This is a genomic window from Roseomonas sp. E05 (assembly GCF_030063475.1).
Classification (GTDB): Bacteria; Pseudomonadota; Alphaproteobacteria; order Acetobacterales; family Acetobacteraceae; genus Pseudoroseomonas.
Map to the genome: position 1 here is coordinate 12,802 of NZ_JASIRT010000032.1, position 25,337 is coordinate 38,138.

The 25,337-nt window shown below is 68.8% G+C and carries 23 protein-coding genes; 17 read left to right on the forward strand and 6 right to left on the reverse strand.

Annotated elements, in window-relative coordinates:
- Positions 1 to 651 precede the first annotated feature (651 nt).
- The 3 genes from QMO56_RS21895 (at position 652) to QMO56_RS21905 (ending at position 4,021) form a co-directional block, all read left to right on the forward strand.
- Positions 652 to 1,584: a cation diffusion facilitator family transporter gene (locus QMO56_RS21895; protein ID WP_283529357.1), complete on the forward strand. Its 933-nt coding sequence runs from the start codon at positions 652 to 654 to the stop codon at positions 1,582 to 1,584.
- Positions 1,585 to 1,888: 304 nt separating this feature from the next.
- Positions 1,889 to 2,614 (forward strand): DUF2270 domain-containing protein, encoded by a 726-nt coding sequence (locus tag QMO56_RS21900; protein WP_283529358.1) that lies wholly within the window; start codon positions 1,889 to 1,891, stop codon positions 2,612 to 2,614.
- Positions 2,615 to 3,061: 447 nt separating this feature from the next.
- Positions 3,062 to 4,021 (forward strand): alpha/beta fold hydrolase, encoded by a 960-nt coding sequence (locus QMO56_RS21905; RefSeq protein WP_283529360.1) that lies wholly within the window; start codon positions 3,062 to 3,064, stop codon positions 4,019 to 4,021.
- Between the two features lie 215 nt (positions 4,022 to 4,236).
- Here the strand turns inward: QMO56_RS21905 and QMO56_RS21910 are convergent, their stop codons facing one another.
- Together QMO56_RS21910 and QMO56_RS21915 are read right to left on the reverse strand one after the other, a co-directional pair.
- A complete protein-coding gene (locus tag QMO56_RS21910) occupies positions 4,237 to 4,902 on the reverse strand; it encodes an MBL fold metallo-hydrolase (protein WP_283529361.1) in 666 nt (221 codons plus the stop codon).
- Positions 4,903 to 5,137: 235 nt separating this feature from the next.
- Positions 5,138 to 5,869, reverse strand: a complete 732-nt coding sequence (locus QMO56_RS21915; RefSeq protein ID WP_283529362.1) for an SDR family oxidoreductase — start codon at positions 5,867 to 5,869, stop codon at positions 5,138 to 5,140.
- A 43-nt stretch (positions 5,870 to 5,912) separates the two neighbouring features.
- Between QMO56_RS21915 and QMO56_RS21920 the strand changes: the two genes are divergently transcribed.
- The 3 genes from QMO56_RS21920 to QMO56_RS21930 all read left to right on the forward strand — a co-directional run bounded on the left by QMO56_RS21920 (position 5,913) and on the right by QMO56_RS21930 (position 9,643).
- Positions 5,913 to 6,887: an AraC family transcriptional regulator gene (locus QMO56_RS21920; protein ID WP_283529363.1), complete on the forward strand. Its 975-nt coding sequence runs from the start codon at positions 5,913 to 5,915 to the stop codon at positions 6,885 to 6,887.
- A 237-nt stretch (positions 6,888 to 7,124) separates the two neighbouring features.
- Positions 7,125 to 8,279 carry a hypothetical protein gene (locus QMO56_RS21925; protein WP_283529364.1) on the forward strand — a complete coding sequence of 385 codons (1,155 nt, stop codon included), beginning with the start codon at positions 7,125 to 7,127 and terminating at the stop codon, positions 8,277 to 8,279.
- A 341-nt stretch (positions 8,280 to 8,620) separates the two neighbouring features.
- A complete protein-coding gene (locus QMO56_RS21930; RefSeq protein WP_283529365.1) occupies positions 8,621 to 9,643 on the forward strand; it encodes an LLM class flavin-dependent oxidoreductase in 1,023 nt (340 codons plus the stop codon).
- Between the two features lie 113 nt (positions 9,644 to 9,756).
- Here QMO56_RS21930 and QMO56_RS21935 read toward each other — a convergent pair whose 3' ends face one another.
- The 3 genes from QMO56_RS21935 to QMO56_RS21945 all read right to left on the reverse strand — a co-directional run bounded on the left by QMO56_RS21935 (position 9,757) and on the right by QMO56_RS21945 (position 12,884).
- Complete coding sequence (locus QMO56_RS21935) at positions 9,757 to 10,221, reverse strand: aldo/keto reductase (protein WP_283529366.1); 465 nt, start codon at positions 10,219 to 10,221, stop codon at positions 9,757 to 9,759.
- A 787-nt stretch (positions 10,222 to 11,008) separates the two neighbouring features.
- Complete coding sequence (locus tag QMO56_RS21940) at positions 11,009 to 11,377, reverse strand: DUF6481 family protein (protein WP_283529367.1); 369 nt, start codon at positions 11,375 to 11,377, stop codon at positions 11,009 to 11,011.
- A 487-nt stretch (positions 11,378 to 11,864) separates the two neighbouring features.
- On the reverse strand, positions 11,865 to 12,884 hold the full coding sequence (locus QMO56_RS21945; protein ID WP_283529369.1) for an alpha/beta fold hydrolase: 1,020 nt from the start codon (positions 12,882 to 12,884) through the stop codon (positions 11,865 to 11,867).
- Positions 12,885 to 13,000: 116 nt separating this feature from the next.
- On the opposite strand from QMO56_RS21945, the gene QMO56_RS21950 reads away from it, so the two are divergent.
- The 3 genes from QMO56_RS21950 to QMO56_RS21960 all read left to right on the forward strand — a co-directional run bounded on the left by QMO56_RS21950 (position 13,001) and on the right by QMO56_RS21960 (position 15,771).
- Entirely contained in the window at positions 13,001 to 13,147 is a 147-nt protein-coding gene (locus QMO56_RS21950; RefSeq protein WP_283529370.1) for a hypothetical protein, read from the forward strand.
- 617 nt (positions 13,148 to 13,764) lie between these two features.
- Complete coding sequence (locus QMO56_RS21955) at positions 13,765 to 14,865, forward strand: alpha-hydroxy acid oxidase (protein ID WP_283529371.1); 1,101 nt, start codon at positions 13,765 to 13,767, stop codon at positions 14,863 to 14,865.
- Between the two features lie 33 nt (positions 14,866 to 14,898).
- On the forward strand, positions 14,899 to 15,771 hold the full coding sequence (locus QMO56_RS21960; RefSeq protein ID WP_283529372.1) for an oxaloacetate decarboxylase: 873 nt from the start codon (positions 14,899 to 14,901) through the stop codon (positions 15,769 to 15,771).
- Positions 15,772 to 15,869: 98 nt separating this feature from the next.
- Here the strand turns inward: QMO56_RS21960 and QMO56_RS21965 are convergent, their stop codons facing one another.
- A complete protein-coding gene (locus QMO56_RS21965) occupies positions 15,870 to 16,748 on the reverse strand; it encodes a LysR family transcriptional regulator (RefSeq protein WP_283529373.1) in 879 nt (292 codons plus the stop codon).
- A 184-nt stretch (positions 16,749 to 16,932) separates the two neighbouring features.
- Here QMO56_RS21965 and QMO56_RS21970 point away from each other — a divergent pair, with 184 nt between their 5' ends.
- From QMO56_RS21970 to QMO56_RS22005, 8 genes are all read left to right on the forward strand, one after another.
- Positions 16,933 to 18,579: an NAD(P)/FAD-dependent oxidoreductase gene (locus tag QMO56_RS21970; protein ID WP_283529374.1), complete on the forward strand. Its 1,647-nt coding sequence runs from the start codon at positions 16,933 to 16,935 to the stop codon at positions 18,577 to 18,579.
- A gap of 75 nt (positions 18,580 to 18,654) precedes the next feature.
- Positions 18,655 to 19,593: an alpha/beta hydrolase gene (locus QMO56_RS21975; RefSeq protein WP_283529375.1), complete on the forward strand. Its 939-nt coding sequence runs from the start codon at positions 18,655 to 18,657 to the stop codon at positions 19,591 to 19,593.
- Between the two features lie 233 nt (positions 19,594 to 19,826).
- Positions 19,827 to 21,101: an ABC transporter substrate-binding protein gene (locus tag QMO56_RS21980; protein WP_283529377.1), complete on the forward strand. Its 1,275-nt coding sequence runs from the start codon at positions 19,827 to 19,829 to the stop codon at positions 21,099 to 21,101.
- Positions 21,102 to 21,128: 27 nt separating this feature from the next.
- Positions 21,129 to 22,031 (forward strand): branched-chain amino acid ABC transporter permease, encoded by a 903-nt coding sequence (locus QMO56_RS21985; protein WP_283529378.1) that lies wholly within the window; start codon positions 21,129 to 21,131, stop codon positions 22,029 to 22,031.
- 16 nt (positions 22,032 to 22,047) lie between these two features.
- Positions 22,048 to 23,037 (forward strand): branched-chain amino acid ABC transporter permease, encoded by a 990-nt coding sequence (locus tag QMO56_RS21990; RefSeq protein ID WP_283529379.1) that lies wholly within the window; start codon positions 22,048 to 22,050, stop codon positions 23,035 to 23,037.
- A 4-nt stretch (positions 23,038 to 23,041) separates the two neighbouring features.
- On the forward strand, positions 23,042 to 23,806 hold the full coding sequence (locus QMO56_RS21995; protein WP_283529380.1) for an ABC transporter ATP-binding protein: 765 nt from the start codon (positions 23,042 to 23,044) through the stop codon (positions 23,804 to 23,806).
- A gap of 2 nt (positions 23,807 to 23,808) precedes the next feature.
- A complete protein-coding gene (locus QMO56_RS22000) occupies positions 23,809 to 24,522 on the forward strand; it encodes an ABC transporter ATP-binding protein (protein WP_283529381.1) in 714 nt (237 codons plus the stop codon).
- Positions 24,523 to 24,535: 13 nt separating this feature from the next.
- Complete coding sequence (locus QMO56_RS22005; protein WP_283529382.1) at positions 24,536 to 25,321, forward strand: SDR family NAD(P)-dependent oxidoreductase; 786 nt, start codon at positions 24,536 to 24,538, stop codon at positions 25,319 to 25,321.
- Positions 25,322 to 25,337 lie beyond the last annotated feature (16 nt).

Consider the following 25,337-nt stretch of genomic DNA (forward strand, 5'->3'; position numbering starts at 1 on the left):
AACCGCCGCCCAGGCGACGGGAACTGCCGGAGTCCAGGGCGGCGCGGCCGGACTTGCCGGAACCGGGCCAGTCCAGCAGCGTGACGGTGAAGCGGGCGGTAAGGAAATTGGCCAGCGGGCGCACCTCCTCGTGTGTGGAGACCGTGCTGAAGGACGGCAGTAGCAAGCAGGGCGGCCCACTGCCGAAGGATTCGCTGGGCAAGGCGGAGTGCATGCCCTGGCTGGGACCCGGCGAAGCGCCCGGCCGTGCCGCCGGGCCTGGCGAAGGCTGGATGCTGAGCCGTCATCTGGGCGCTCCCGTTGATCGGATACTCCTGGTCGATCGGGCGGGAGGGTTCCCCTGCCGGTCCGGACGCATGGGGCAACGAAGGCGGCCTGAGGGCGATGGATGCTGACGGGCCGCCGGTGCAACGCCGGACGGCCGCGGGCGCCGGCCTGTCGGCGCCGGACTCTGGGCAAGTGGACCATGCGGCCTTCCAGCCCGCGGCGAAGGCGCCCGATGGGTTCCGCGGCGGCGATGCGGGCGGCCGGGTGCCGACGCAGGCCAGCGCCCGAGGGGATGCAAACCCGCGGCGGGGAAGCGCCGTTGGAGTGCTTGGGTGAGAGGCCGAGCGGCAGCAGAGCGGCGCCAGGGAAGGGAGAAGGTCAGCGATGCCGTGCGGCCACAAGCATGAAGAGGGCCACGGGAGCGGGCATTCCCACGCGCCCGGCGATTTCGGGCGCGCCTTCGCCATCGGCATCGCCCTGAACCTCGGCTATGTCATCCTGGAGGGGGTGTTCGGCATCCTCTCCGGCTCGCTGGCCCTGCTGGCCGATGCCGGGCACAACCTTTCCGACGTGCTGGGCCTCCTGCTGGCCTGGGGGGCGAACTGGCTGTCCAGGCAGGGTCCGAGCCGCCGCAGGACCTACGGCTACAAGGCAAGCTCCACCCTGGCAGCGCTGGCGAACGCGGTCCTGCTGCTGGTCGCGGTCGGCGCCATCGGCTGGGAGGCGGTCAGGCGCCTTGCCGAGCCCGAGCCGGTCGCCAGCGGGACGGTGCTCTGGGTGGCCACGGTCGGAGTTGTGGTGAACGCCGGGACGGCGTGGCTCTTCATGTCGGGCCGCAAGGGCGACATCAACATCCGGGGCGCCTTCCTGCACATGGCGGCGGACGCCGGCTTGACCGTCGGCGTCATCGTCGCCGCGCTGCTCATGGGCTGGACCGGTTGGCTCTGGCTGGACCCGGCGGTCAGCCTCGCCATCGCCGCGGTGATCCTGGTCGGCACCTGGGGATTGCTGAGGGATTCGGTGAACCTGGCGATGGCTGCCGTCCCGCCCGGCATCGACCCGGACGAGGCGAAGGCGTGGCTTGCCAGCCTGCCCGGCGTGACCGAGGTCCACGACCTGCATATCTGGGCCATGGGCACGACGGAGACGGCGCTGACGGCGCACCTCGTCCGCGAGGACGGCCGGGCGGACCGCGACCTGCTGCGCCGCATCCAGCACGAGGCCAGGGAGCGGTTCGGGATCGCGCACCCCACGGTGCAACTGGAGACCCCCGACGCCGCGCAGGCCTGCGCGCTTCGCCCCGATCACGTCGTGTGAGCATCGGACCGGCAGGTGCGACAGCTGCATCGCCATGTGAGCGTCCGGACCCGCATCAGGCCCGCATGGCGCCGGCCCCCCTCCGCGGCGCCCAGGCGCCGCGAAGCGTTTCTGGAGTGACGGCGCCATGATCGGCTTCCCGCTCCTCGGCCGTGCTGCCCTCAAGGATGCCGCCGCCGTGCAGGCCCTGCAGCCGCTCGAAACCTCTGCGCCCGCACGGCCACTCAGCTCCGCTGCGGGCAGGGTGCTCCTACCGGGGCGGTTTGACGCCCGCTAACCTCGCCGCATTCACGGGGAGGCCGCCATGCATACCGTTCAAGGCAAACAACCAGGCGGCGAGGGGTCCGGGCGTCCCCGCGATCTGCCGCTTCCCGCCACCCCCGGAGAGACCATCACCGTCCTGGCCCACTTCCACCGGGCGGAGATCGCGCGGATGACCGGCTGGCGGGACCGGATCGACCTGACGAGCAACTGGGCCATCACGGTGGTCGCGGGAATGCTCTCCGTTTCGCTCTCGACGCCCGCCGCCCACCACGGCGTGCTGCTCTTCGCCATGGTGCTGGTCATGCTCCTGCTCACCATCGAGGCGCGGCGCTACCGCTTCTTCGACGTCTACCGGGCGCGGGTGCGGGCCCTCGAGCGGAACTACTATGCCCAGGTCTTCGCGCCGCGGCCGGGCGACGTGGAGGACTGGACGGAGCGCCTCGGCGCGGACCTGCGCGCGCCACGGTTCCTGATCTCGCGGCGGACCGCGATGTCGCGCAGGCTCCGCCGGAACTACTTCTGGATGTTCCTGGTGCTGCTGGCCGCCTGGATCCTGAAGGTCTCGTCCGCATGGCTGCTGCAGGACGCAGCCCCGGTGGACCCCGCGAAACCCATGCGGGGTGCGATCCAGAACCTTGCGCTCGGCCCTGTCCCGGGCTGGGCCGTGCTCATCGCGGTGGGCGCCTTCTACTGCTGGCTAACCTATGCCACCTTCCGCCCACGCAAGAAGTCGGGCGAGCTGGCCCACGGCGACGTCCACGTCTGAAGCGGCGGGATCACCGGCACGGCTTGTTGTGAAAGCCCGATCAAGGAGCAGCGGGGCTGGATGGAAAGCGGCCGCACATTCGCGAAGATGGCGGCACGCCCTCCTGAAGCGGGCATCCAGCCCCTCCCGCCGGGCAGGAGCACCTCCAGGCTCCGGCTGGAAGCGGGATGGCGGCTTTCCGGACCCGCTCCGAAAGAACCGGATGCCGACCCGGCGCACTGAGGGACGACGGCTTCGAACCACCTCCGGATCGCCGTTTTCTTTGCGGCCAGACGTCCCGTCCCGCCAAGGCCCGACAGGCGAGCGCGTTGGGGGGAGGGGCGCGGGCCGTCCTTGTTCCCGTTCCTTCCCTCGCTTTCATCACGCTTTCCGCAGTGCCAAGCTGGGCCATGGCGGGACAGGCCCATGCGGGCTGCCCGGATCGATTGCAAAAGGGGAGGGAAGGAAATGGACCGGTATTCGGCGGGTCGGCGGCAGGTGATGGGATTGGGAGCCGCGGCCATCGGCCTCGAGCTGCTCCCTATGGCGAAGGCCCATGCGCAGCAGGCGCCGGCGCCGGCGGAAAGGGCGGCCTATACCCCACGCTTCATCACCTCGCCCGATGGCGTGCGCCTCGCGACTTACGAGTTCGGCAATCCCCAGGGGCCTGCAATCCTGTTCCTGCACGGCTTCGCCCAAGCCGCGCTGTCCTGGGACCGGCAGCTGCGCAATCCTGAACTGTCCCGCGAGTTCCGCATGGTGGCGATCGACCTGCGGGGCCATGGGATGAGCGCCAAGCCGGAGGGCGACGCCTTCTACAAGCCGGGCCAGGTCTGGGCCGACGACGTGCGGAGCGTCATCACCGGACTGGGGCTGCAACGGCCCGTGCTGGTCGGCTGGTCCTATGCCGGGCGGGTGGTCGGTGACTACCTCACCGCCTATGGCACGGACGCCCTGGCGGGAATCAATTATGTCGATGCCAGCAGCTCGCTGGGGGACCCTGCCTTCCTGGGCCCCGATGTCGGGCTGCTCGGCCCGCAGGCCATGCTGGCGCCAGGCGTGGAGGGCTTCATCGAGGGCACGATCCGGTTCCTGCGCGCCTGCTTCGCCATCCAGCCCGAACCGGCGGACTTCCAGGCGATGCTCGCCTTCAACATGCTGGCGCCGCATTACGTGCGCGCTGGCCTCTCGGGCCGTCCCGCCAATTACGCAGAGTTGCTGAAGGCGCTACGCCTGCCTGTTCTGGTCACTCACGGCGAGAAGGACCGCATCCTCGCCACGCCGATTGCCCGCTTCACCGCAGCTACCGTGCCAGGCGCCAGGCTTTCTCTCTACTCCAACAGCGGCCATTCGCCTTTCTGGGAGGAACCGGAGCGCTACAACCGGGAACTGGCTGAATTCGTCCGGCAGGCCCAGGCAACGCGGTAGCGGCGCCTCGGCGCGGCGTCCACGCCGCGTGGATCGGCCACCATTGGTTGAGGGCTGCGGTCCGGCTTGTGCCGGGCCGCTTCCTCGGCCACCAAGCCGGGGGCCGCTCTGGCATGCGCAGAGTTCTGCCCGCCGAGGCCGTGCACCGCCGAAGTCTGCTTCAGAGATCTGAGGGCGCTTCCGCCATGGCTCGCGGTGGGCGCTGAAGCCGCATCTCAGCCCTGGCCGTTGAGGAAGGGATTGGACCGGCGCTCCTCACCGAAGGTGGAGCCCGGACCGTGGCCGCAGAGGAAGCGGATCTCGTCGCCCAATGGCAGCAGCTTGTCCTTGATGGCCGCGATCAGCGCCGCGTGGTCGCCATAGGGGAAGTCGGTGCGCCCGACCGAGCCGCGGAAGATCACGTCCCCCACCAGCGCGACCCTCAGGGCGGTGGAGACGAAGGCCAGGTGGCCGGGCGTGTGGCCGGGGCAGTGCAGCACCGCGAAGTCCTGCCCGGCGACGGAGACTGTCTCGCCCTCCGCCAGCCAGCGGTCAGGGGTCACGTTCTCCAGCCCCTCGATGCCGAAGCGCGCGCCCTGATCGGCCAGGCCTTGCAGGAGGAAGGCGTCGCGGCGGTCCGGCCCCTCGATCGGCACGGCATCGCCCTGCCGGGCTTCCAGCTCGCGCTTCAGCGCGGCGGCGCCGCCGGCATGGTCCAGGTGGCCGTGGGTGAGAAGGATGCGGTCCACCTTGAAGCCCGCCTTGTCCAGCGCGGCAAGGATGCGCGGCACGTCGCCGCCCGGGTCGATCACCGTGCCGCGTCCGGTTTCCGCGTCCCAGATCAGGGCGCAGTTCTGCTGGAAGGGCGTGACCGGGATCTGGGCGGCCTGGAGCTGGGGCATGGGTTCTGCCTGCCATGCCACGCCGCAGGGGTCAACGGCCGCGCCTTTCCACCAGTCTCGACCGTTTGAAGGCCTGCGAGCCGAAGCCACTTTCGGAGAGTCGGACACGGAGAACAGATGACCAACATGGACGCGAAGCGGAACGGCAGAAGCCGGCCAGAAGCGGAAGTGCTGCCTTCGGGCGATTATCGAGCGACGGCAAATCTCAGTCCCGACGTGCAGCCATCCATGCTTCTCAATCCTGCGCCGTCGGGCGGATCACGATGCTGCCGACGTCCACCTCGGGAGGCTGCTCAAGCGCGAAGGCGATGCCGCGCGCGATGGCCTCGGGCGGGATCGCGATGGCGGATGACCGCTTCTGGATGGCCGCCTTCACCGCCGCATCGGTCATGGACGCCGCGAAGTCGGTGGAAACCATGCCGGGCGAGATCTCGGTGACACGCAGGCCCGGCCCTGCCTCCTGCCGCAGGGCCTCCGTGATCGTCCGGACTGCGTTCTTGGTGGCGGCATAGACGCCCATGGTCGGCACGATCTTCAGCCCAGCCGTCGAGATGACATTGACAATGTGACCGCTTCCCTGCCGCTGGAAGACGGGAAGTGCGGCGGCAATGCCGTAGAGGACGCCCTTGATGTTGACATCGATCATCGCGTCCCAGTCGGCGACCTTCAGCGCGTCGAAACGCGAGATGGGGCCGATGCCCGCATTGTTGACGAGGACATCGAGGCGGCCGAGGCGGTCGCAGGCCAACCCTATCAGCGCCTCCAGGTCCCCGCGCCGCGTGACATCGGTCGGCTTGTAGAGGGCCTGGCTCCCTGCCTGCTCGACCTCGCGGGCCACAGCCGCAAGCGGGGCCTCACGCCGGCCGCCCAGCACGACCCTGGCTCCGCGCGAGGCCAACAACTTCGCGGTGGCCCGGCCGATGCCGCTGCCCGCGCCCGTGATCACGATGACCTTTTCAATGTTCATGCCGCGGCCTCCTCTGGCAGTCAGGTTATGGACCGACCGCAGGATGATCTATGCTCCAGGCGCCATGATCTTGTCGTCACCGTCCAGGAATGCCCCCGATCTCCTGTCCGAGGTGCTGACCGTGCTGGGCGCCCGGAGCATCCGCCGCACACGACTAGAGGCCGCGGGCGACTGGGCGCTGGCCTTTCCGGCACAGGCGCGGCTGAAGTTCGTGGCGGTTCTGCGCGGAGGATGCTGGATCCTGCTGCCAGGCCAGCCGCCGCGGGCGCTGGCCGCAGGCGATGTCTTCCTGGTTGGCGACACGGCCTACACGGTGGCGAGCGACCCGGAGGTCACGGCGGCCGACGGCATGGCCACTTATTCGACGCCCGACCAGGACACCGTCCGCCTGGGAGGAGATGAAACCGTCATGCTTGGCGGGGGTATCGCCTTCGCGGGCGAGGAAGCCGGTTTCCTGCTCGATGCGCTGCCCCGCTTCATGCATGCTGCCAGAGGAGCGCCGTCCGCGTCTGCTGTCACACGGACGCTGGATCTCTTGGACGCCGAGGCAGGGCAGCCAGGGCTTGGCAGCGCACTCGTTACGATGCGGCTCGCTGACATTCTGCTCGTGGAAGCGATCCGCGCCTATGTTGCCGATCATGGCGAGGCGAGCAGCGGCTGGATCGGCGCGCTGGCAGATCGTCGGATCGGGCAGGCTCTCCGCCTGATGCACAGCGACATCGCCTTTCCTTGGACGGTCGAGGCGTTGGCAGCGCGGATCGGCATGTCGCGTTCGGCCTTTGCGTCCCTCTTCACACGCCGGGTTGGCCGCCCGCCGCTCGATTACCTGACCCATTGGCGTATGGCGCTGGCGCGCCGCCTGTTGGACCGGCAAGGAGCAGATGCTGCAGGCGTGGCGGCCCGGGTTGGTTACGCCTCCCAAAGTGCCTTCGGCCATGCCTTCAAGCGTACCTTCGGTCATTCGCCCCGACGAGGCGAACGGATGGCTCGGGCCATGCTGCCCACAACTCCTGACTGACGCCGGAGCGGGAAGCTTTTTCGGCATGCGGGGGTATCGTGAATGGCAAGCGAGGGCTGGAGGAGGGCGCAGTGTCGCTGATCTCGGCTGCCGGCCCGCAAGGTCCGCTCAGCGGTGCGGCATCCACGTCCTCTCTGCCGGAAGCCGGGCCAAGGGTGCGTGAACGGAGCTCCTGCAACATTCCCAAAGCCAATCTGCCCCAGGTAGGGTGGCCCAAAGCGCATCGGGGGATGGCGCATGGTGGGGGATGTGAACCGGGCCAGCCCGGTCCGCGGGGAACGCTTCCTGGCCTGGTTGGCAATGCATCGGCTCAAGGCCGATCCAAGCTTGCAGGAGGCCGGTCTCAATCTGGCCCAGGTCGAGCATTTCGGCCACGGCTATCGCAGCTTACCCGAGAGATCGGCGGAGGCATGGGCGCAAGCCTGGAAGGCGTCTCTCAGGCGACAGGGCGAAGGTCGCATCCGGTGGCAGGCCTACCACGAGCTGCCCAGCCATACTCCCTTCCGGCGCGATGCCTCTCTCTACGATATGGCGTCTGGTCTACGCCTCTTGCTCGGCGCCCCGCTGCGGCAGGTCGCCCTCCTGCCCCTGCGGGATCCGTCCGGTGAACGGCGGCTGATCATTGGCCCAGAGGGCGACTGGGTCCTTTTTTGCCAGGCCAGGCTGCTGGAGGGGATGGGCGCAGATGCGCCGCCAGTGGAGCGGGTCTGGCACGCCGAGGGCCCGACCCTTGATCTCGACACCATCGATGAGGTCATCCTGAACCAGATCGCGGATGGTTGGCGTCCCGTCGGCCAGGCAGAACTGCAACTCGACGCCGACGCCGCCCAGGCGGGCGTACCCGAGAAGCCGGGAATGGGCTTTCCGGTGGCGCCCTCCATGGAAAAGATCAGGGGCTTCAAGCGCGCGCTTGGAATGGGGAAGCGCACCAAGCCATGCCTGATTCCGGAGGACCTGGACGGCGCGCCGGGCCGCTATCCGCCCCTTTTGGCTGCCACCGCCGCCGAATTGCTGCTCGGTGCCGCAGCCCGGAAGAGGGATGCGGCGCCCCGAGGGTACCTGCGGCTGCTCCCCGACATGGCCTGCCAGGAGGTCGTGGAAGCCCTCGACGGGCTCTTCGGCAGCAGCTGGTCACTGGGGGCCTTCACGGCGGGCGGGCTCGTCCCGCTTCCCGGCGCCGTCGTCTGCTGCCCCGGCCACTGCGTATCCTGGACTATCCTGGAGCCGGATTGGGATGACCGGACCCGCTGCGCCCGCTTCGACAAGATCCCAGGCGTGCCTTCGCTGCCGCATACGGAAGTCGCCCGGATCCGCCAGGGAGACATTCCTTTGCTGAGCCTTCAGGCCCGTCTTGTCGATCGCTCGACCGTGCTGGAGGCACTGGCGGACTAACTGTCCGGTTGTGAGACCTCCTTTGCACGCTCGGCGATGAGACGGGCTTGGGAGAGATCGTCTGGCCCGGCTGTCCCTTGGGCTTGCCGCGGGCGAGCTTACGACGGGCTCTTGCTCTGTTGAGAGGCTCATGCGGCTTGGGCGGGGAGCATGGGGTTGTGGGCCAGAGGGGGCGCGCAGGGCGAGTTCGCGGGCCCTGGATATGACCATCATTGGCTCCGGTGATAGGAAGTGGTGCGAGGCAGGCCCCATTTTCTTGTGCAAAGGTCCCGTGGGTCACAGCCGGGGCCGCCCCACTCTTCCCGGCGGGTCGCATCCCGCCCCTCTGGAACACGCCCACCATGAAGAAAATTGGCTTCCTCTCCTTCGGCCACTGGACGCCTTCACCCGGTTCCAGCACCCGCTCCGCCGCCGACGCCCTGCGGCAATCCATCGACCTTGCCGTCGCGGCGGAGGAACTGGGCGCGGACGGCGCCTATGTCCGTGTCCACCACTTCGCCCGCCAGCTCGCCTCCCCCTTCCCCCTCCTCGCCGCCATGGGTGCGAAGACCCGCCGCATCGAACTCGGTACGGCGGTCATCGACATGCGCTACGAGAATCCGCTCTACATGGCCGAGGATGCCAGCGCCGCCGACCTCATCAGCGGCGGCCGCCTCCAGCTTGGTCTCAGCCGTGGCTCGCCCGAGCAGGTGATCGATGGCTGGCGCCATTTCGGCTACGCCCCGGCCGAGGGTGAGACCGACGCGGAGATGGGCCGCCGCCACGCCAGGGTCTTTCTGGAGGTGCTGCGCGGCCATGGCTTCGCCCAGCCGAACCCGCGCCCGATGTTCCCCAACCCGCCGGGCCTGCTGCGCCTCGAACCCCATTCGGAGGGCCTGCGCGAGCGCATCTGGTGGGGCTCCGGCTCCAATGCCACCGCGGTCTGGGCGGCGCAGCAAGGCATGAACCTGCAGAGTTCCACCCTGAAGGACGACGAGACCGGCGAGCCCTTCCACATCCAGCAGGCCGCCCAGATCCGCGCCTACCGCGCGGCCTGGCAGGAAGCCGGCCATGCCCGCTCCCCCCGCGTCTCGGTCAGCCGCAGCATCTTCCCCCTGCTCGACGAGCGCGACCGCACCTATTTCGGCCGGGGCGGCAAGGAGCAGGACCAGGTCGGCTTCCTCGACGAGAAGACCCGCGCCATCTTCGGCCGCGGCTATGCCGCCGAGCCTGAGGCGCTGGTCGGGCAGCTCCGCGCCGACGAGGCGATCGCCGAGGCGGACACCCTCCTCCTGACCGTCCCGAACCAGCTCGGCGTCGACTACTGCGCCCACGTCATCGAGGGCATCCTGAAGCACGTCGCCCCGGCACTGGGGTGGCGCTGACCCTGTGCGCTCTGGCGTCCAGCGGCGCTTGCGGGAACGATGGCCTTCACCCCTTCGCAGGCGGTGCAGGGCGGGATAGGCCCCCTCCATCGCCTCGCGGAAGCGCTGCTCCATCAGGTCGCCGTGGGTGCAGCGGTCCACGTCATGATCAGCAGCACATCGATCCGGTCGGTGCCCAGGCGCAGCAGGGACTGCTCGACGCTGCGCAGCGTGCCGCCACGGGAATAGTCCACCACCGCCCGGTGCGGCAGGCCGCCGGCAAAGTTCGAGCCGTCGCCACGGCCCTGGCGTGGCTCCATCCAGCGCCCGACCTTGGTGGGCAGCACCACCCCCTCCCGCCCGGCGATGCGCAGCGCCGTGCCGCAGCGATGCTCCGACAGCCCATGGCCGTAGAGTGGGGAGGTGTCCAGCAGCGTCACGCCCGGGGTGATGGCGGTGGCCACGGCATCGATCGCCGTGCGATCATCCAGCCGGGCGTACAAGTCTCCCAGCGGCGCGGTGCCGAAGCCGATGCAGGAGACCGGGATACCGGTGCGCCCGAGCGGGCGGGGCGGCAGGTGGGATGCGGGTTCGGCCATCTTTCATCGTCCCGGCCGTCAGTCCGGCCGCGATCTGCCGCTGCGCCGTGATGGTCAGGATCAGCCCGGGCAGGGTCACCGCCCGCGGTCTCCGGCTCGCCTGCTTGAAGGGCAGCGGGTTGTAGGCCGCCATCTTGCCAGCCTCGCCACGGCGGTGATCGGCAGCCAAGCCCAGCTTTAAGGATTGCCACCATGGAACCATCACGCGGGCCGGACAACCTCAAAGCGGCTGCCGGGGGCGCCCGATCAGGGCATCCACAGCCTGCAGATCGAGATGAACCGCGGCCTCTCCATGGACGAGGACACCGCAGCCGCCGTCCCGAACTGGCCGGGGTGCGGGACCATCTGGCCGCCGTCGCGGCCAGGGGCGTTCAGCTCGTCACGAAAGGGGCAAAATAGACACCGCTGCCATGGTGTCGGGCAGCGGCGGTCGCCGGATCGGGCGCGTGCGGGGGAAAGCCACCGCGGCAGGGAGGGAAAGCGCCCAGCGCGCTGCTCAGTGCGTGCTCTCAAAAGCGGACATGCCGCGCGGCGGAAGCCTCCGCCGCATCGGATGGGTTGCAGACCTTCAGCTGCCTGGGGGATCGGAGATGATTGCCTTGATCCGCGCTGCCAATGCCTCCAAGTCGACAGGACAGGAAGCACGCCGGCTGTCCTCACGGACACGGCGGCAGCTGGGGCTTCTGCTGAGCGGGCAGGGGGCCGGCAAGCTGAGCCGGCTCTGCAAAACAGGCCGGCCCGTGTGCAGCTTGTGTCGCACCGTCCGGTTCAACGGTGCGGGCAACGCTTAGCGGCGGCGGGCCTGGCGGGCAGCGTAACGGGCGTCACGCGCGGCCTTCTGCTGAGCTGGCAGGGCAGCAGCGCGTTGGGCGGCAGCCTCTGCCTCTGCGGCCTGTGCAGCGGCCAAGGCCTTCTGCTGCTCGGCTGCGGCAACCTTCTCCGCCGCCAACTGTGCCGCCTCCGCTTCACGGACGATCCTGCGCGCCGCGTTGCGCGCGTCGCGGGCCTCGGCGGTCGCCTTCCGAGCGGCCTGTTGCTCCAGCAGAACCGGATCGTTCGGCCCCGGACGAGCGCGAAAGCGCTCCAGCATGGCCTCCTTCGCCTTGGCTGCCGTGGCAAGCCGGTCGTTGAAGGTATCGTTCTTGTGGGGAGTCATGGCGCCACACTACGCCGAATATGCCATGGCGCCTAGTAAGCTGTGCGACCGACCCGGATGTGAGGGCTGTTCCGTTGAGAGCCTCTCATGGGGCGGCTCTTTAGCAGCAGGCCCTCGGGCGGCAGAAAGGCGGACTCACCACGGACTTCGCAGAGTTCCCTTCCGCCAAATCTCAGCGGGGATCAGTTTCCCCTCTCCGGTCAGCGCCCGCGTTGGGTCCACCATCCCGCAATCCGCCCTCAATCGGCTGCCGCTTGCCGCGCGGTATCCAGCAGTCGGGCGGCATGGCTCTGTTCCGCGGCCACTCGACCAGACCCACGAAAGCCGAGGATTGGCTCAGCCGGAGGCCTGGAGGCTACCCAGCACGATGGTTCCTGCCGAACTGCTGCTCGACAGCAGCCATGGAAAGGCGCCACGGGCGACAAGGAGGGGAATGAGCCCTGGCGCTCCCGGCCGTCGCCCCGCTCAGCCAAGACGAGCCGCTCCTTCAAACCTGCCCAGGCATCGCTTTGGCTGCGGGAACATCCGAGGCCGATTCAGAAGCAGGACGCGGCCTTCCTGGCGCCGCGACGCTTTCGATGGCCCCCACGACCAGGTCCGGCGCACCATGGTGGATCATATGCCCCAGGCCCGGAAGCACCTGCAGCTGGCTTCCGGGCAGTGCTTGATGCAGACGCGCTGACTGCCGCCCGACATCCACGATCATATCCTCCGCACCGGCCAGGATGGCGATCGGCAGATGGCTCAACGCGCCATATCGCCGCTGGAAGCCCGCCGCCCCCGGTATCATCGCCGCAGCGTCCTCGGCGCTTGCCTTGACCTGCCACGGCCGCAGCATCATCGGGATCGGCACCGCCTCGGTGAAGGCTGGCGGTACGGGGGCAGGCGCAAACATCGTCCGGATCATTTTCGGCGCGATGAGACGCCCGACCAGCGGCCCGACCGTGTAGCGAATGGCGTCGCCGAGCACCGGGATCGCCGGCGGCGAGAACAGCGGAACGTCTGCCCGCGCAGTCGGGAAGTAGTAGCCTGACAGCAGGACGAGGCCGCCCACGGCCTCCGGATGATTGAGCGCCAAGGCCATGGCCACCAGCGTGCCCCAGGAGTGACCAACCACGATCGGACGCTTGATCCCGAGGCGGGCGAAGGCTTCCACAAAGACGGCAGCCTGGGCCTCGGCCGTCCACGGCCGGTCGCGTGGCCGGTCGCTGTACCCGTAACCCGGCCGGTCAAAGGCAACGACCCGGTGCCGCTGTGCGGCGCGGCCGAGCACACCGCTGGCGACGTAGTCCTCGGCCTGGACGGCGTTCCCGTGCAGCAGCACGACCGGCGGCCCACCCAGACCCGCCTCCAGGTAATGAAGCCGAACACCCCCTGCCTCGACGAATTTGCCAGTCGGTGGGTGTTCCCGCTCAGCCCGCTTGGCATTTGCACGAACCTGGAGAGCGACCGCACTCAGGGCAGCAGCCGAAACTGCGACGGCGGTCATGGTTCGTGAAGCGGCCATAGAAGTTCCTTCAGTGCAGACGCAAACTCAACGGGCCGCCTGAGCCGGGGTTTCCGACCGGATGACGAGGCCTGGCCCGCCATTCGTGCCTTCCAGCGGCACTGCACCTGACGGGCTTGCCGGGAGAGGCCTGGCTGCGGCGCGGGCTGGGCAACGTGCCGCCGGTGATCGGCGTGACGGCCGGCACGCGGTTTGAGGCGGAGCGGATGGCCGTGCTGATGCCGGAGCCGCTGACCATGCAGGCCAGCGGCCGCCTGCCGTAGAAGGAGTTTCAAGCGCTGCCGGCATGGGCAATGATAAACCGCAACCTGAGCGACCTCGTCTGGGAAGGCAGGATCGGCTTCTTCGAGGAGGTCATCGGTCGGATCAGGAAGGCGCCGGTGCTCGGCTGACGCCAAAGCCAGCCGACAGCCTCGGCCTTGCCGGGAGGATCTTTCGGAAGCCTGTACCATGGCCGGATCATGAAGCTCTGAAGGCAGGCCGGCGAAGGCCGGCAGGCAGGCAGCTTCCGATCTGAGGACGCCGCCGCACGCCCTTTCGTGCCGGGCACGCGCCATGCGGCGGCGTCACGGCATGCTGCGCTGCCGCATGCCGTGACGGCCCGGTCACGCCATCCTCCCCATGCGCTCCCCGATTGACGACGGCCGGGTTTGTCCGGAAAGTCGCTTCCGTTCAATGGAAGCAAGGCGAGCGGGAACAAGCTCGAGACCATGCAAGGCTCGCTCGAACCGCGGGACAGGGAGGACGAACCGGCATGCTCCACCACGCGGCCTGCAGCGCGTCCCCAATCCCGGCTGCGTGGCAATGGCGCAGCACCGGGCCGTGGCCGAAAGCCTGACCGCCAGGGACGCCACGCGGACAGAGAGAGGAGACCGCCGCCATGGCCGTGAGCCAGACCGAGGGTGAATACCTGACGCTGCACGAATACGTCAGGGCCGCGCACCAGAAGCTCGACGGCAACATGTGGGATTATGTGGTCGGCGGCACCGCCACGGAGACCACGCTGCTGCGCAACCGCCTCGGCCTGGACAAGCTGGCCCTGCGGCCACGGGTGCTGCGCGACATGTCCACGATCGATCCCTCGCGCAGCCTGCTCGGCAAGCCGGCGCGCCTGCCACTGCTGCTCGCGCCGGTCGGAGGGCTGGAGTCACTCTGCCCCGGCGGCGGGATGATGGTGGCCCGGGCGGCCGGCGCCTTCGGGGTGCCGTTCATGCTCAGCTCGGTCGCGGACAGCAGCATGCAGGACGTCGCCGAGGCGGCAAAGGGCATCAAGATCTTCCAGCTCTATGCGCGCGGCGATGCGAGCTGGGTGGACGAGCAGGTTCGCAAGGCGATGGATTGCGGCTATGACGCCTTCTGCCTCACCGTGGACAGCGCGGTCTACAGCCGGCGCGAGCGCGACATCGCCAGGCGCTTCGCCAAGCCCTGGCGCGCCAAGGGCGGCCTGGACACGATGCGCTATCAGGCAGCCTTCAACTGGAACGACGTCCGCCGCCTCCGTGACAGGTTCGACGTGCCGTTGGTCCTGAAGGGCATCGGCACGGCCGAGGATGCGGCGCTCTGCGTCGAGGAAGGCGTCCAGGTGGTCTATGTGTCCAACCACGGCGGGCGGCAGCTCGACCATGCGCTCGGCGCGATCGAGGTCCTGCCGGAGGTGGTGGAGGCGGTGAACGGCCGTGCCACCGTCGTCATCGACGGCGGCTTCAGCCGTGGCACCGACATCGTCAAGGCACTGGCCCTCGGGGCTGACATGGTGGGCATCGGGCGGGCTTACTGCTATGGCCTGGCGGCCGCGGGTGCCGCCGGCATCACCGGCGTGCTGGAGCTGCTGGAGACCGAGCTCGTGGAGTGCCTCGGCCTGCTGGGCGCTCGGACGCTGAAGGAGATCAACCGCAGCCACGTCTGCAAGGCCGATCCGGTCTATCCGGCGCGCACCCACAGCGCCTTCCCGCTGATGAGCCCCTTCGCCGACGAATACTGATCCTCAGCCTTCCGTTCAGCAGGGAGTCGCCTCATGAACTGCACCGGCCGCCGCGCGGCCTTCCGCGCCATTCTTGCCGGCGACCGTTGCGTGCACCCCGCCTCGGTCTATGACCCGCTCTCCGCCTGCATGGCGGAGGAGCTGGGCTGCGAACTCGGCATGTTCGCGGGCTCCGTCGCCGCGCTCGTGGTGCTCGGCGCGCCGGACATCGTGCTGCTGACGCTTTCCGAGTTCGCCGGGCAGGCACACCGCATCTGCCGCGCCGGCGCCCTGCCGCTGCTGGTCGATGCCGACCACGGCTATGGCAATGCCCTGAACGTGCGGCGCACCGTGGAGGAACTGGAGACCGCCGGCGTCGCCGCGCTGACCATCGAGGACACGCTGCTGCCGCAACCCTTCGGCGCATCGGAAACCCGCCTGATTTCCGTCGAGGAGGGCATTGGCAAGCTGCGCGCCGCGCTGGATGCGCGCCAGGACGCGGGACTGGCGGTGATCGGCCGCACCAGCGCTCCCGCCGTGACCGGGCTGGACAATGCCATCGCGCGCCTGACCGCCTATCAGGAGACCGGCATCGACGCCATGTTCTTCACCGGCATCCATAGCCATGAGCAGCTGGACGCCATCAGCGCCGCCGCGCGGGTCCCGCTGATTCTCGGCGGCCTGCCGCCGGAACTGGCCGATGCCGATTATCTTGCCGCGCGCGGCGTGCGGGTCGCACTGCGCGGGCACCAGCCCGTCATGGCGGCGATCCAGGCGGCCTGGGAGACGATGCGGCGGCTGCAGGAAGGCGCCTCGCCGCAATCCCTGGCCGGAATGCTCGCCCCGGAGGAATTGCTGGACCGTCTGACCGGAAAATCGCGCATCCAACGCATGCAGTCGGCCTTCCTCGGCCTCCCGCCGCGCTAGAGCATTTTGACGAGCATCTTCACCCGTTCCGATGATGCCATCGGAACGGGATCTGCTCTGGCGCAGCGGGCAAACGCGGCCTGAGGACCGATCTCGCCTCAGGTCGCCGGGCGGGAGAAGGAGGTCTCCAGGAAATCGAGGAACACGCGCACGCGCTGGCTGACATGCCGCTTGCTCTGGTGCACGGCGTAGATGCTTTCCTCCATCTTGCTCTCATGCTCGGGGAAGAGGCGGACCAGACGTCCCGCGGCCAGGTCCCCGGCGATCTGAAACTCCGCCAGCCGGGCGATGCCGACGCCGGCGAGGGCCAGCGCCATCAGCATCTGCCCCTGGTTCGCCGTCACGCTGCCGCTGGCGCGGATGCGGCGCACCGAATGCTCGCTGTCGCGGAAGGTCCAGGTGCTCCAGGGCATGCGCTTGTTGAAGTTGAGGCATTCATGATCCGCGAGGTCCGCCGGGCTGGATGGCGCGCCATGCTCGGCCAGGTAGGCCGGAGCGGCGCAGATGATCCAGCGCATGATCGTGATGCGGCGCGCGATGAGCGATGAATCGGGCAGCTCGCCGATGTAGAGCGCGACGTCGACACCGCCTTCCAGCAGATTGCCGGCCTCGTTGCCGAGGATGAACTCCAGCCGCAGCCCCGGGTGCTGGCGGCGGAAGGCCGGCACCAGCGGCGCCAGCTGATGGATGGCGAAGGTGGGCATGGAGCGCACCCGAAGCACATCCCGCAGTGCAACACCGCCGAAGGCCGCGGCCTCGGCCTCTTCCACCGCCTCGATGGCCTGGCGGGCCGCGGGGTAGAAGGCCTCGCCCTCCGGTGTCAGCGTCAGGTTGCGGAGCGAGCGGTTGAACAGCACCACGCCGAGCCTGTTCTCTACCCGTGCGATCATCTTGCTCACCGCCGAGGGACTGAGCGAGAGGCTGCGCCCGGCCGCGGAGAAGCTGCCATCCTCCACGGCGCGCACGAAAACGAGCATTTCCCCCAGGCGGTCCATATCCGTACCTGTGACATGCGTTCACACCAGCTTGGCATCTTTGGAAATTGAATGGGCCAGGGCAAGCCCATAGCCTTTCCGAAACATCGGCCAAGCCCCGGGAAACGGGCTCCGCATGGCGCCACGCGTCCATGAAAACAGAACAGGATGGGGAGAGCGGCGTCTCATGACTGCCAGCATGCACACCAAGGCCAATGAAGCGGCGCAGCCTGCGGGCGCGGAATTCGATGCCCTGGTCATCGGGGCGGGCTTTGCCGGCCTTTACCAGCTCCTGTGCCTGCGCGATCGGCTCGGCCTGTCGGTCCGGGTGCTGGAGGCCGGCGAGGATGTCGGCGGCACCTGGTACTGGAACCGCTATCCCGGCGCGCGCTGCGATTCCGAAAGCTACTACTACAGCTATTCCTTTTCGGACGAGCTGCAGCAGGAGTGGAACTGGACCGAGCGCTATCCGCAGCATGGCGAGATCCGCCGCTATCTCGGCCATGTCGCCGACCGGTTCGATCTGCGGCGCGACATCCGGTTCAACACGCGCGTCGCAGCGGCCGCATACGACGAGGCCGCCAATCTCTGGCATGTCACCACCGAAGGCGGGGAGCGCTTCTCGGCGCGCTTCCTGATCACGGCGGTGGGCTGCCTCTCGGCGGCGAACATTCCCAAAATCCCCGGCCTGGAGAGCTTCCGGGGCCGCTGGTACCATACCGGCCGCTGGCCGCATGAGGATGTCGATTTCACCGGCCAGCGCGTGGGCCTGATCGGCACCGGCTCGACCGGCATCCAGGCCGCGCCGGTGATCGCCGGGAAGGCCGCCCATCTGACGGTGTTCCAGCGCACCGCCAACTACAGCATTCCCGCGCGCAACGGTCCGATGAGCGCGGAGGAACTGAAGGCCATCAAGTCCGATTATGCTGCCATCCGCGAGAAGGGGCGGTCTTCCATCAACGGCCATCCCTTCGATATTTCCGAGCATTCGGCGCTCGACCTGGCGCCGGAGGAGCGGCTCGCCCGCTACGAAGCCGCCTGGGAGCGCGGAGGGCTGCGCTTCCGCGCCACCTTCCGCGACCTGCTGACGGACAAGGCGGCCAATGACACGGCCTCCGACTTCATCCGTGCCAAGATCCGCAGCATCGTCAAGGACCCGGCGGTGGCGGAGATGCTGACACCGAAGGATCATCCCTTCGCCACCAAGCGCCCGCCGATCGACACGGACTATTTCGAGACCTTCAACCGCAGCAACGTCACGCTGGTGGACATCAAGGCCTCGCCGATCGTCAAGATCACCTCGAACGGCATCCGCACGCAGGATGCCGAGTATCCGTTGGACATCATCGTCTTCGCCACGGGCTTCGACGCGATGACCGGCCCGCTGCTGGCCCTGGACATCCGCGGGCGGGAGGGGCAGACGCTGAAGGACAGTTGGGCCGCGGGGCCACGCAGCTATCTCGGCCTGCAGGTGGCGGGCTTCCCCAACCTGTTCACCATCACCGGTCCCGGCAGCCCTTCCGTGCTGACCAACATGCCCGTTGCCATCGAGCAGCATGTGGAATGGATCACGGAGTGCATCCGGACGATGCGGGCGCAGGGACTGGCACGGATCGAGGCCGATCCGGCGGCGGCGGAAAGCTGGGTGGCCCATGTGAATGACGCAGCCAATGCCACATTGCTGCCGATGGCCAGCTCCTCCTGGTATCTGGGCGCCAATGTTCCGGGCAAGCCGCGCGTCTTCATGCCCTATGCCGGCGGCATGGCCAACTACGCGCGCATCTGCCGCGAGGTGGCGGACAAGGGGTATGAGGGCTTCCGGCGCAGCCCCTGAGGCGCGCCGGCCTTCGCCCGATCCCGCCCGGTGCGGCCACCGGGCGCCATCCTTGCCGACGAGGGGAGTTCCTCCTTGCCCGCGATCCATCCGCACGTGCTGAATCTGCTGCGCCAGGCGCAGGAAGCCGGCAGCCAGCCTTTCGAAGCCCTGAGTCCGGCGGAAGCCCGGCAGGCCCATGCGGCGCGCGCCCGCGCATTGCAGACCCCGGGCGATCTCCTGCCGGAGGTACGGCCGCTAGAGGCGCCAGGGCTGGCGGGCGCCGTGCCGCTGCGCCTCTACCGCGGCGCGGAGGTGCCTCGCGAGGGCCTGCCCTGCCTGCTCTACCTGCATGGCGGCGGCTGGGTCCTGGGCAGCCTGGAGACGCATGACTGGGTCTGTCGCCGGTTGGCGCGGCTGCTGGGCGCCTGCGTCGTCGCGGTGGATTATCGCCTGGCGCCGGAGCACCGCTACCCCGCCGCGCTGGAGGACTGCGCGGCGGCGCTGCGCTGGCTGCGGGCGGAAGCCATGGCGCTCGGCATCGATCCCGCGCGGCTGGCTGTGGGCGGTGACAGCGCCGGCGGCAATCTCGCCGCCGTGCTCGCGCTGATGGCGCGTGACGGCGCGGTGCCGCCGGTTGCCTTCCAGATGCTGCTCTACCCCGCCGTGGACCTCGCCATGACGGGGGAGAGCTACGAGCGCATCACCCAGGGCCTGCCGCTCACGGCGGCGACCATGCGCTGGTTCATCGACCATTACATGCCACCGCCCATGGACCGCACGGCCTGGCAGGCTTCGCCGCTGCGGGCGCAGAGCCTGGCCGGCGTGGCGCCGGCCTTCGTGCTGACCTGCGGGCATGACCCGCTGTGCAGCGAGGGCCAGCTCTACGCCGCCCGGCTGGAGCGCGAGAATGTCCGTGTCACGGCTCTGCACTTGGCGGATCAGTTCCACGGCATCCTGACCATGGACAAGGCCATCGGGCCGGTGCCCGGCGTGCTGGCGCTTGCCGCGGAGACGCTGCGCGGCGCCTGGTAGCATCCAGCGTCGCATCTCCCCGAGCCTGTCCTCCCCCCGTCCGGGCCAAGCCGGATGGGAGCGCTTTCTATTTTGCCGTTAAAGAAATAACCAAAGTTCTATTTCATTTTTACAGGATTGCTCGTTGACTTATTGTCACGAACTTGCCCAACTTCGAGTAATGGCCCTGGGAAAACAGGGCTGCTCCGGCGCGGGTGGCATTCCGCCCGCGCCCGAAGGGGAGGTAAGGACGCATGACCGAGAACACACAGGCCGGGCGGCCCATGACGCTGCAGCGCCGCACCGTGCTGGGCGCTGCCGCGGCGGGCGTGGCCATGCTGGCCCGGCCGCATGTCGCGGGCGCGCAGGCCAAGGTGATCCGCGTCGGCATGCCGACGATCCTGTCGGGCCGCGTCGCCATTCTCGGCACCTCCAGCCGCACCGCCGTGCAATACGCCTTCAGCCGCATCAACGAGGCGGGCGGCCTGGGGGGGCGCAGGCTGGAACTGGTGGAGCGCGATTCCAAGGGCCGCCCCGACGAGGCCGCCAAGGTCACGCGCGACCTGATCAACAATGATGGTTGCGAGATCATCATCGATGGCGAGGCCTCGTCCGGCGGCTTTGCGGTGCACGAGGTGATCCGCGACCTGCCGGTGCTGTGCATTCACACCAATTCGGAAACCTCCTCGCTGACGGCGGACCCGAAGCTGCATGTGAAGACCGCCTTCCGCTGCGCCCGGCAGGGCGTCCATGACGCGGTGGCCGGCGGGGTCTATGCCTCCGCCATCTCGAAGCAGCGCGGCCTGAAGCGCTGGATGACCTGCTCGCCCGACTATGCCTATGGGCGCGACAACACCGCCGAATTCCTCGAATTCGCGAAGATGTTCGATCCCTCCATCGAGGTGGTGGACCAGGTCTGGCCGCGGCTCTTCGCGCCCGACTACACCGAGAACATCACCAAGGCGCTGCAGGTGCGGCCGCAGGCCATGTACTCGGCCCTCTGGGGCGGCGACCTGGTGAGCTTCATCGAGCAGAGCAACCTCTACCGCATCTTCGGCAACATCACGCTGTTCTCCTCCTCGCTGGGCGATCCGCCGGTGCTGACGGCGATCAAGCAGCTGCCGCCCGGGCTGCATACGGCCTACCGCTACAACCGCAACTACCCGGACAAGGCCTCCAACACGGCCTTCGCTGATGGCTTCGCCAACCTGGCGAAGCACGAGCCCACCAACTGGGCCTGGCAGAACTACGTTGCCGCCCAGTTCATCGCGGAGGCGCTGAAGCGCACCAACGGGCGCACCGAGGGCGCGGCGCTGGCGGCCGAGCTGAAGGGCATGGAGATCGAATCCCCTCTCGCGGTCAGCGGCAGGCTGACGCTGCGCGACAGCGACCACACGCTGATCGGCTATCCCACCGCCTGGGGGCGCACCGTGCCCAAGGCGCCTTTCGTCGAGGGCTTCGTGCCGGTGGAGTGGAGCCAGGTGCTGGAGATGGAGGCGCAGTGGAAGAAGCAGAAGGGCTACGCCTGAGCCGGACGCCGCAAGGGGATATCCGCCATGAATCTCGACGTCCTCGCCAGCTGCTTCGCGACCGCCTCCTGCGCCGTCACCCAGGTCTCGACCGGGCTGATCGTGGGCATGCTGCTCTTCCTCGTCGCCTCCGGCCTGTCACTCATCTTCGGCGTTCTGGGCGTGATCAACTTCGCCCATGGCGCCTTCTACATGCTGGGCGCCTACTTCGCCTTCCTGTGCTTCGAGCAGACGGGCAGCTTCCTGGCGGCGCTGGTTGCCGGCGCGGCGGGCGCCGGCATCATCGGGGTCCTGTTCGAACGCTTCTTCATGAGCAAGGTCTATGGCCGGGACCTGCTGATGCAGCTGCTGGTCTGCTACGCCGCCATCCTGATCTTCGATGACCTGGTGAAGATCCTCTTCGGCGCCGAGTACAAGCTGATGGGCATGCCCGAGAGCTTCGCCACGGCGCCGGTCGAGATCGCGGGCGGGTTCATCCCCGGCTACTACATCTTCATGCTCGGCATGTCGCTCGGCATCGGCCTGCTGCTCTGGCTCGGCATCAACCGGACGCGGCTGGGCAAGGTCATCCGTGCGCTGGCCATCAACCCGCAGATGGTCGGCGCCCTCGGCATCAACACCACCCTGCTCTATGCAGGCGTGTTCGGCCTGGGCTGCATGCTGGCAGGTACCGCCGGTGCGCTGGCCGCGCCCGTGCGCTCGCTGACGCCCGGCATGGGGCTCTCGGTGCTGATCGAGAGCTTCATCGTCACCGTCATCGGCGGCATGGGCTCGATCCCCGGCGCACTGGCGGCGGCGCTCCTGATCGGGCTGACGCGGGCCTTCGGCGCCATCGGCTTCCCGCTCTTCGTGGACGGGCTGATGTTCGCCCTGATGGGGCTGGTGCTGGTCCTGCGGCCCTCTGGCCTGTTCGGCGCGAGGGCCACCTGAGATGCGCGCCGGGCTGATGCGCGACCTCCTGGTCGCCATGCTGGGCCTGCTGCTGCTCCTGGCGCTGCCCATGGTCTTTCCGCAGCCCTCGCTGCGGGACTTCCTGATCTACGTCATCGCCTACGGTCTCCTGGCGATGTCGCTGAACCTGCTGGTCGGGCTGACCGGCCTCGTCTCCTTCGGCCATGCCGCCTATTTCGCCTCCGGGGCCTATGTCTTCGGGCTGCTGATGCAGTCGGGCGCAGTGTCGATCCCGCTCGCCATGCTGGCGGCGGTGGGCGGCACGGCATTGCTGGCGCTGGTGATCGGCGCCATCTGCGTGCGGCTGAAGGAGATCTACTTCTCCTTCATCACGCTGGCCTTCCAGATGTTCATCCACAGCATCATCCTGACCTGGGTGGACCTGACCGGCGGCGACCAGGGGCTGCGCGGCGGCATTCCGCGCCCGCCCTTCCTGGGCATCGATCTCGGCGAGGCGCACACGCTCTATGCTTTCGCCGCGGTGATCTTCGTCCTCTGCCTGCTGGTCATGCGGCAGGTCTGGCAGTCGCCCTTCGGCTATACGCTGCGCATGATCCGCGACAACCCGGCCCGCGCCAACTTCCTCGGCGTGAACGTGGTGCGGATGAAGCTCGGCATCTTCGTGCTGGCCGGGGCCATGGCCAGCATGGCCGGCATCATCATGGCGCTCTTCGTCTCCGGCGCCTTTCCCGAGTTCGGCTTCTGGACCACCTCCGGCGAGGCGATCTTCATGATCATGCTCGGCGGCACGCAGGTGTTCCTCGGCCCGGTCGCCGGCGCCTTCCTGCTGCAACTGCTGAACCATTACGTCACCATCTACACGCATCACCACGGGCTGGTGCTGGGCGTCGTCATCCTGCTCATCGTGCTGGGGCTGCGGCGTGGCGTCGCCGATTTCGCCGCGGCATGGCTGGCCGAGCGCCGGGCCACCGTGCCGCCTGCGCCAGCCACGCCCGAGCCGGTCAAGACCAAGGCGGCGGGGTGAGGCGATGTTGCAGATCGAGCATCTCTGCAAATCCTTCGGCGGTGTCGCGGCCACACGCGACGTCTCCCTCGGCTTCCCCGCCGGCTCCCTGACCGCGATCATCGGTCCGAACGGCGCGGGCAAGACCACGTTCTTCAACCTGGTTTCAGGCCATCTGCGGCCGGATTCGGGGCGCGTCGTCTTCGAGGGGCGGGATGTGGTGGGCCTGTCCAGCCTGGAGATCGCGCGCCGCGGCATGGCACGCGCCTTCCAGGTCGCCTCGCTCTTCCCGAGCCTGACGGCGCGGGAGGCGATGATCGCCGCCGTCACGGCCCATCAGCGCCGTTCCTGGTCGCTGCTCCGGCGGTTTCCGCTGGATGGCAGCCGCGCGAAGGCCGAGGAACTGCTCGAACTGCTGGGCCTCGCCGGCAAGGCCGATGTGATGTCCAGCAGCCTCTCGCATGGCGATCAGAAGCTGCTCGACATCGGCCTGGCGCTGGCCATGGAACCGAAGGTGCTGCTGCTGGACGAGCCCACCGCCGGCATGGGTCCGGACGAGCGCTGGCGCATGATCGAAAAGGTGCACCACCTCTGGCAGGCGAAGCGCCTCACCATGATCTTCATCGAGCATGACATGGACATCGTCTTCAAATACGCCCAGGTCGTGCAGGTGCTGAAATATGGCGCCGTGCTCGCCCAGGGCACGCCGGAGGAGATCCGGCGCAACCAGGAGGTGATCGACGCCTATCTCGGCACCGACCACCATCTGGCCCTGGCGGAGGAGGCGTGAGCATGGCCGCGCCCATCCTGCAGATCCACGACACGGACGTCTTCTACGGCGCCAGCCAGATCCTGTTCGGCATCGACCTGGCGGTCGAGCGCGGGCAGACCCTGGCGCTGCTCGGCCGCAACGGCGCCGGCAAGAGCACGACCTTCAAGGCGATCGCCGGTATCGCCCCGCCGCGGCGCGGGCATATCGCCCTCTCCGGCCAGACCCTCTCCGGCAAACCGCCCTATCTCGTCGCCCGCGCCGGGATCGGCTACGTGCCCGAGGACCGGCAGGTCTTTCCCGAGCACACGGTGGAGGACAATCTCATCGTCGGCGCCAAGCCCGGCCCGCGTGGCGACCGCCACTGGACGGCGGCGCGGATCTACGAGCTCTTCCCCGTTCTCGCGGGCATGCGGCACCGCATGGCCGGCCGCCTCTCGGGCGGCGAGCAGCAGATGCTCACCATCGCCCGCACGCTGATGGGGAACCCCGACATCCTGCTGCTGGATGAGCCCAGCGAGGGGCTGGCGCCCATCGTCGTGCGCGCCATCGGCGATCTCATCCGCACCCTGCGCGGCATGGGCGTGACCATCCTGCTGGCCGAGCAGAACATGCATTTCTGCCTGGGCATCGCCACGCATGCGACGGTGATCGACAAGGGGCAGGTCGTCTACAGCGACACCATCGACGCGCTGCGCGGCAATGATGCCGTCATGCAGCGCTATCTGGCCGTCTGAGGGAGGGATCGCAATGGCACGGGATGAAGGGCGCGGCCGCATCGCGCTGGTGACGGGCGGGGCGAGCGGCATCGGGCTCGCCACGGCCGGAGTGTTGGCAGAGCGCGGCTGGCGCGTCGTCATCGCCGACATCAACGAGGCTCCGGCGCGGGAGGCCGCAGCGCGGATCGGCGCCGAAGCCATCGCCCTCGACGTGACGGACGAACGTGCCACCGAGGCGGCCTTCGAGGACATCGAGGCCAGGCTCGGCCCGGTGGAGGCGCTGGTGGCGAATGCCGGCCTGATCCAGCCGGGCGCGCCCCCGGAGAGGCTGCCGCTACAGGAGTTCGACCGCGTGATCGCCGTCAATCTGCGCGGCGTCTATGTCTCCTGTGTCGCGGCCGGCCGGCGCATGGCGCCGCGCGGCAAGGGCGGCATCGTCGTCACCGGCTCCGTGACCGCCACGCGCACGGCACCGCTGCACGCCTATGCGCCCTCCAAGGCGGCGGTGGTGCACATGGCGGCCTGCCTGGCTGCGGAATGGGGCCGTTCGGGCGTGCGGGTCAACGCGGTCTCGCCGGGTTACGTGGCCACGCCTCCCCTGCGCGCCGCGATCGAGCGCGGATTGCGCGACCCGCGCCTGCTGGCCGAGGCCGCGCCGCTCGGCCGGCTGGTGGAGCCGGAGGAAATCGGCGCCGGCGTGGCCTTCCTGCTCTCGGACGACGCTTCCGCCATCACCGGCATCAATCTGCCGATCGATGCGGGTTGGCTGGCCGGCGCGCACCTGACCACCTATGGCGGGATTCCTCCGGCCCGGTAGCCGCCCGGCGTCTGGC

What these genes read in the sequence shown, in the direction of transcription:
- QMO56_RS22005 (WP_283529382.1), top strand. Translation starts at nt 24,536, where the DNA reads ATGGCACGGGATGAAGGGCGCGGCCGCATCGCGCTGGTGACGGGCGGG.
- QMO56_RS21895 (WP_283529357.1), top strand. Translation starts at nt 652, where the DNA reads ATGCCGTGCGGCCACAAGCATGAAGAGGGCCACGGGAGCGGGCATTCC.
- QMO56_RS21985 (WP_283529378.1), top strand. Translation starts at nt 21,129, where the DNA reads ATGAATCTCGACGTCCTCGCCAGCTGCTTCGCGACCGCCTCCTGCGCC.
- QMO56_RS21920 (WP_283529363.1), top strand. Translation starts at nt 5,913, where the DNA reads ATGATCTATGCTCCAGGCGCCATGATCTTGTCGTCACCGTCCAGGAAT.
- QMO56_RS21900 (WP_283529358.1), top strand. Translation starts at nt 1,889, where the DNA reads ATGCATACCGTTCAAGGCAAACAACCAGGCGGCGAGGGGTCCGGGCGT.
- QMO56_RS21940 (WP_283529367.1), bottom strand. Translation starts at nt 11,377, where the DNA reads ATGACTCCCCACAAGAACGATACCTTCAACGACCGGCTTGCCACGGCA.
- QMO56_RS21970 (WP_283529374.1), top strand. Translation starts at nt 16,933, where the DNA reads ATGACTGCCAGCATGCACACCAAGGCCAATGAAGCGGCGCAGCCTGCG.
- QMO56_RS21935 (WP_283529366.1), bottom strand. Translation starts at nt 10,221, where the DNA reads ATGGCCGAACCCGCATCCCACCTGCCGCCCCGCCCGCTCGGGCGCACC.
- QMO56_RS21980 (WP_283529377.1), top strand. Translation starts at nt 19,827, where the DNA reads ATGACCGAGAACACACAGGCCGGGCGGCCCATGACGCTGCAGCGCCGC.
- QMO56_RS21965 (WP_283529373.1), bottom strand. Translation starts at nt 16,748, where the DNA reads ATGCTCGTTTTCGTGCGCGCCGTGGAGGATGGCAGCTTCTCCGCGGCC.
- QMO56_RS21990 (WP_283529379.1), top strand. Translation starts at nt 22,048, where the DNA reads ATGCGCGACCTCCTGGTCGCCATGCTGGGCCTGCTGCTGCTCCTGGCG.
- QMO56_RS21910 (WP_283529361.1), bottom strand. Translation starts at nt 4,902, where the DNA reads ATGCCCCAGCTCCAGGCCGCCCAGATCCCGGTCACGCCCTTCCAGCAG.
- QMO56_RS21995 (WP_283529380.1), top strand. Translation starts at nt 23,042, where the DNA reads ATGTTGCAGATCGAGCATCTCTGCAAATCCTTCGGCGGTGTCGCGGCC.
- QMO56_RS21945 (WP_283529369.1), bottom strand. Translation starts at nt 12,884, where the DNA reads ATGGCCGCTTCACGAACCATGACCGCCGTCGCAGTTTCGGCTGCTGCC.
- QMO56_RS21960 (WP_283529372.1), top strand. Translation starts at nt 14,899, where the DNA reads ATGAACTGCACCGGCCGCCGCGCGGCCTTCCGCGCCATTCTTGCCGGC.
- QMO56_RS21955 (WP_283529371.1), top strand. Translation starts at nt 13,765, where the DNA reads ATGGCCGTGAGCCAGACCGAGGGTGAATACCTGACGCTGCACGAATAC.
- QMO56_RS21905 (WP_283529360.1), top strand. Translation starts at nt 3,062, where the DNA reads ATGGACCGGTATTCGGCGGGTCGGCGGCAGGTGATGGGATTGGGAGCC.
- QMO56_RS22000 (WP_283529381.1), top strand. Translation starts at nt 23,809, where the DNA reads ATGGCCGCGCCCATCCTGCAGATCCACGACACGGACGTCTTCTACGGC.
- QMO56_RS21925 (WP_283529364.1), top strand. Translation starts at nt 7,125, where the DNA reads ATGGTGGGGGATGTGAACCGGGCCAGCCCGGTCCGCGGGGAACGCTTC.
- QMO56_RS21930 (WP_283529365.1), top strand. Translation starts at nt 8,621, where the DNA reads ATGAAGAAAATTGGCTTCCTCTCCTTCGGCCACTGGACGCCTTCACCC.
- QMO56_RS21915 (WP_283529362.1), bottom strand. Translation starts at nt 5,869, where the DNA reads ATGAACATTGAAAAGGTCATCGTGATCACGGGCGCGGGCAGCGGCATC.